Below are 3,100 nucleotides of genomic sequence, written 5' to 3' on the forward strand. Positions count from 1 at the left end.
AAGCGCGCAACGACTCGGTCTACGAGATCGAGATCGCGTTCGCCGAGCTGCAACGCAAAACCGCTGAAGGGCCTGGCGCCTGCCCGCCCTGGCTGATCGACCGGCTGATGCGAAACCTCCTGATCGACGTCACCGGCAACACCCACCGCGCCGAGTTCTGCATCGACAAGATGTACTCGCCCGATGGCCCGACCGGACGCTTGGGGCTCTTGGAAATGCGCGCCTTCGAGATGCCGCCGCATGCGCGCATGAGCCTCACGCAGCAGCTGCTGATGCGCGCGCTGGTGTCGCGCTTCTGGCAGAAGCCGTATCAACCGCCGCGCCTCAAGCGCTGGGGCACCGAGCTGCACGACCGCTTCATGCTGCCGCACTTTGTGTGGCAAGACCTGTGCGACGTGATCGAAGAGTTGAACGAGTTCGGCTATGGCATCAAGCCGGAGTGGTTTGCACCGCATTTGAACTTCCGCTTCCCGCGTCTCGGTGACTTCACGGCCATGGGCGTCGAGCTGGAATTCCGCCTTGCACTTGAGCCTTGGCATGTGATGGGCGAAGAGGGCGGCGCGGGTGGTTCGGTGCGTTTTGTCGATTCATCGGTGGAGCGCCTGCAGGTCAGGGCCACCGGCCTCGTGAGCGACCGCCATGTGCTCACCTGCAACGGGCGCGTGGTGCCGCTGCAGCCCACTGGCAAGGTGGGTGAGTTCGTGGCGGCGGTGCGCTACAAGGCCTGGGCGCCGCCTTCGGCGCTGCACCCGAGCATCCCGTCGCACGCGCCGCTCACCTTCGACCTGGTCGACACCTGGATGAGCCGCTCGATGGGTGGCTGCCAGTACCACGTGGCCCACCCGGGCGGGCGCAACTACGACACCGCACCGGTCAACGCCTACGAGGCCGAAGCCCGCCGCCTGGCGCGTTTTTTCCGCGTGGGACACACACCCGGCGCGATGAAGGTGCCCAAGGAAGAGCGCAACCCGAACTTCCCGTTCACGCTCGACTTGCGGCGGGCGGCGCAGCTTTGAGTCTCATCGAGGCCGGAACATGCGAAACAGCTGTTCCGGCCCGATGCTGAAGTAGTCGGCCGGGCCGCCGCCGCGAAGAATGGGCTGCGCGGCGGCGGTGTCGTACACACCGTCCTTCAACAGGGCTTTGCGGATGTGCACCGCCACCACCTCGCCGAGCGTGAGCCAGGTCTCGACCGGCGTGCCGTCGGCGCCCTGCAGCTGGATGATCTGCGTCACCCGGCACTCGAACGACACCGGGCTCTCGGCCACGCGGGGCACCGAGATCACACGGGAGGAAACCGGCGTCAGCCCGGCCAGCTCGAACTCGTTGACCTCGGGCGGCACCGAGGCGCAACTCGCGTTCATGGCCTCGGCCAGCGGCCGCGTGGCCAGGTTCCAGACGAACTCGCCGGTCTGCCGCGCATTGCGCACCGTGTCCTTGTCGCCAATGCTCGAGAAGCCCACCAAGGGCGGCGTGTAGTTGAAGGCGTTGAAGAAGCTGTAGGGCGCGAGGTTCAGCACGCCTTGGGCGTCGTGCGATGAGATCCAGCCGATCGGGCGCGGGCCCACGATGGCGTTGAACGGGTCGTGCGGCAGGCCGTGGCCCAGGCGCGGTTCGTAGAAGTGGGTGTCGTCTTGCATCGCCGCACTGTACGGTGGGCAGGGTGTGCATGGCAGACTCGGGGGCATGTCGATCGTCTCCCCGCGTGTGCTCTCGCTCATCCCGCCGATGACGCAGCTCAACACGCCTTACCCGTCTACCGCCTACCTCACCGGGTTTTTGCGCTCGCGTGGGGTGCAGGCGGTGCAAGAAGACCTGGCGCTGGGCTTGGTGCTCAAGCTGCTGTCGAGCGAGGGGCTGGAGCAGGTGCGCGAGCACGTCGAGGCCCAGCCGCTGGCCGCGCGTTCGCCGCTGGTTCAGGGTTTCATGGATCAGTCTGACCGCTACCTTGCCACCATCGGCCCAACGATTGCTTTTCTGCAAGGGCGTGACCCAACGCTCGGCCACCGGATTTCCGGGCGCGGCTTTCTGCCCGAAGGCCCGCGCTTTGATTCGCTCGCTGTCTACATTGACGAAGACGGTGGTGACCCGCTCGCCTGGGCCTTCGGCGCACTCGGCATGCAAGACCGCGCCCGCCACCTGGCCACGCTCTACCTGAACGACCTGGCCGACGTGCTGCGCGATGCCGTCGACCCGCGTTTCGAATTTGTGCGTTACGCCGAATCGCTCGCGCAGAGCCAGCCGACCTTCGACCCGCTGGCGCAAGCCTTGGCCGAGCCGCTCAACCTCGTCGACCGCACGCTGGTCGATCTGACGCTCGCCGCCGTGAAACGCAACCAGCCGAGCGTGGTGCTGGTGTCGGTGCCATTCCCCGGCTCGGTCTACGCGGCGTTCCGCATCGCCCAGGCCATCAAGCAGCACGATCCGGGCATCGTCACCTGCCTCGGTGGCGGCTACGTCAACACCGAGCTGCGCGACCTCACCGAGCCGCGTGTCTTCGACTTCTTTGACTACCTCACGCTCGACGCCGGTGAGCGCCCCTTGCTCGCGCTGCTGGAGCACCTGCAAGGCAAACGCTCGCGCCAGCGCCTGGTGCGCACCTTTGTGCGCGAAGACGGCGCCGTGCGCTACGTCAACTGGGTCGAACAAGACATCGCCTTTGCCGAGGTCGGCACACCCACCTGGGACGGCCTGCCGCTCGACCGCTACCTGTCGTTGCTGGACATGCTCAACCCGATGAACCGGCTGTGGAGCGACGGGCGCTGGAACAAGCTCACCGTGGCCCATGGGTGTTATTGGAAGAAGTGCAGCTTCTGCGACGTGAGCCTCGACTACATCTCGCGCTACGAAGGCGCTTCGGCTGCGACGCTGGTCGACCGCATCGAGACCATCGTCAAGGAAACCGGGCAGACGGGCTTTCACTTCGTCGATGAAGCCGCGCCGCCCAAGGCGCTGAAAACTCTCTCGGCCGAGCTGATCCAGCGCCAGCTCGCCATCTCGTGGTGGGGCAACATCCGCTTCGAAAAATCATTCAGCCCCGAGCTGTGCCAGCAGATGGCCGACAGCGGTTGCATCGCCATCTCTGGCGGCCTCGAAGTGG

General features: G+C 66.1%; 3 protein-coding genes. 2 read left to right on the plus strand and 1 reads right to left on the minus strand.

What is annotated here, in order from left to right:
- Positions 1-1,016, plus strand: a 1,016-nt coding sequence (locus tag RMO40_RS20170; RefSeq protein WP_309725193.1) for a transglutaminase family protein, incomplete at its 5' end; no start/stop codon positions are given.
- A 3-nt stretch (positions 1,017-1,019) separates the two neighbouring features.
- Here RMO40_RS20170 and RMO40_RS20175 read toward each other — a convergent pair.
- A complete protein-coding gene (locus RMO40_RS20175; RefSeq protein WP_309725195.1) occupies positions 1,020-1,640 on the minus strand; it encodes a flavin reductase family protein in 621 nt (206 codons plus the stop codon).
- A gap of 46 nt (positions 1,641-1,686) precedes the next feature.
- On the opposite strand from RMO40_RS20175, the gene RMO40_RS20180 reads away from it, so the two are divergent.
- A partial coding sequence (locus tag RMO40_RS20180; protein WP_309725197.1) for a radical SAM protein occupies positions 1,687-3,100 on the plus strand: 1,414 nt, incomplete at its 3' end.

The sequence above is a fragment of the Rhizobacter sp. genome, assembly GCF_031412075.1.
Classification (GTDB): domain Bacteria; phylum Pseudomonadota; class Gammaproteobacteria; order Burkholderiales; family Burkholderiaceae_C; genus Rhizobacter.